This is a genomic window from Dietzia sp. B44 (genome assembly GCF_014145245.1).
GTDB classification, from domain to species: Bacteria; Actinomycetota; Actinomycetes; order Mycobacteriales; family Mycobacteriaceae; genus Dietzia; species Dietzia natronolimnaea.
The window spans coordinates 1-2,211 of sequence record NZ_JAALEF010000123.1 but is presented as its reverse complement, the minus strand read 5'-3'; the positions used below and the strand labels follow the sequence as shown (position 1 = coordinate 2,211).

The window sequence follows — 2,211 nt, the reverse complement described above, 5'->3', positions numbered from 1 at the left end:
CGGGCCGCCTCCCCCGCGAGGCGGCTGCGCAGGAAGTCGTCGACGAGCATCTCGATGTCCGCGGCGGTGAACGGTCGCAGTCCGATCATGCGCGCGAGGACCACCGGCCCGGCGAGCTGGGCCACCGCCAGGTCGCGGTCCCCGGGGATCAGGGTTCCGGCGGACTCGGCGGTGGACAGGACGGCGTGCAGGGGGGCGGCGTAGGAGTCCACGACGCCGCGGCGCAGCTCGCCCACCTCGTCGTCGTCCCCGGCACCCCGGCCCATCGCCAGCCATCCCCACATCGACTGCTGGAGCGGGGCGTCCTGGATCAGGCGCGTCATGGACGTGCACAGCTGGACGAGTTGATCGCGCACCGGGGCGTCACTCGGAGGCGGCTCCGGCGCCGGCAGCAGGCGCCGGAACGCCGCCGCGATCAGTGAGTCGGTGGAGGGGAAGTTGCGGTACAGCGTGGTCCGGGCGACGCCGGACACGCGGGTGACCGCGTCCACCGTCACCGCCGCGGCACCACCTGACAGGAGCAGGTCCACCGCGGCGTCCAGGAGTTTTCCCCGCGAGCGGGCGCGGCGCGGATCGGTCGGAGACTGCATGGGTCCATTGTGACGGCCCCCGGTGGGATACGGTGTGGTGACCCGACCGATACCGGCGGTATCGTTTCTTCAGATGTCGCCACCTCCGACCCCAGGGAGCCGAAGTGCTGGAACTGACCACCGGACGGCGCCGCTGGCTGCTGTTCGTCAACATCGTGGCGGTGTCGCTGGTCGTCGCCACGATGTCCGCGCTGTACACCTCCCTCCCGGACATCGCCGTGGCCACCGGGGCAACCCAGGCCCAGCTCACCTGGATCGTCGATTCCTACACGCTGGCGCTCGCCGCGCTCGTGCTCACCGCAGGCGCCCTGGGCGACCGCTTCGGCCGCCGGGCCACCCTCATCGTGGGGCTGGCCCTGTTCACCGTGTCCTCGGCCCTGCCCATCTGGCTGGACTCGCCGCTCTGGGTGATCGTCCTGCGTGCGGTGGCCGGAGTGGGCGCGGCGTTCGTCATGCCCTCCACGCTCTCGCTGCTCACCGCCAGTTTCCCGTCCGAGCGTCGCGGTTCCGCAGTGGGCATGTGGGCCGGGTTCGCGGGTATCGGCGGGATCGTCGGCCTGCTCAGCTCGGGGGTCATGCTGGAGGTGTGGTCGTGGAAGGCGATCTTCGTGGTCTACTCCGGCATCGGTCTGCTGGTGCTCCTGGCCGCCCTCACGATCGGTGAATCCGTGGCGTCCCGGCACGGGCGGCCGGACGTGCTGGGATCCGTGTTCTCGGCGCTGGCGGTCGGTGGCGTCGTCTTCGGCCTCATCGAGGGCGCGCACACGAGTTTCTCCGACCCCCTCGTCGTCGTCACCCTCATCGTGGCCGCGGTGAGCCTGCTGGCCTTCGTCCTGGTCGAACTCCGTGCCACCGATCCCCTTCTCGACGTGCGGTACTTCCGCCGGCGGGGCTTCGCCACGGGTTCCATCTCCGTCGGGATGCAGTTCCTGACGATCTTCGGGTTCTTCCTGCTGATCGTGCAGTACCTGCAGTTGGTCAAGGGGTACGACCCGATCGCCGCCTCCCTGGCGTTGGCTCCGATGGCGCTGCCGGTCCTGCTCTTCTCGCTGGTCTCGCCCCGCATCACCGCCGTGGTCGGGCTGCGGGTCGTCTCCGTGGTGGGCGTCGGCGCGATCGCGGCCGGGATGATCCTGCTCTCCCGGCTGGGTGTCGACTCCACGTACTGGGACATCATGTGGCCGATGCTCGCGGCGGGCGTGGGTCTGGGGCTCTCGACGGCGCCGGCGACCTCGGCGATCGTCTCCGACATCTCCGTCGACGAACAGGGGGTGGCCGCCGCCGTCAACGACGCGATGCGCGAGGTGGGAGCCGCGATCGGCATCGCGCTCTCGGGCAGCATCCTGGCCGGCCGCTACGCCACCGGGATCGTCGACGTCCTGCCCGGCGTGCCCGAGTCCGGGCGACAGGCGGTGGAGAGCTCGTTCGCCGGCGCGGTGGAGTTCGTCGCCGTGGCCGGGCCGGCGCTCCAGGGGATAGTCGACGCCGCCGCCGACGTCTTCGTGACCGGGATCTCCGACGCACTGTTCGCGCTGGGGCTGGTCGCGGCGGGCGCTGCGGTGGTGCTGCTGTTCGTGGCCCCCGGGCGGGGTTACGTCCCCCACGGCGAATCGGAGACGGG

At 71.2% G+C, this 2,211-nt stretch carries 2 protein-coding genes; one reads left to right on the top strand and one right to left on the bottom strand.

Annotation, left to right across the window (positions count from 1 at the left end; translation table 11 throughout):
• Positions 1-590: TetR/AcrR family transcriptional regulator (locus G6017_RS04955; RefSeq protein ID WP_182616208.1), on the bottom strand; the 590-nt coding region annotated here is incomplete at its 3' end.
• A gap of 104 nt (positions 591-694) precedes the next feature.
• Here G6017_RS04955 and G6017_RS04950 point away from each other — a divergent pair.
• Positions 695-2,211 (top strand): MFS transporter (locus G6017_RS04950; RefSeq protein ID WP_182616206.1); only part of this gene is annotated, 1,517 nt, incomplete at its 3' end.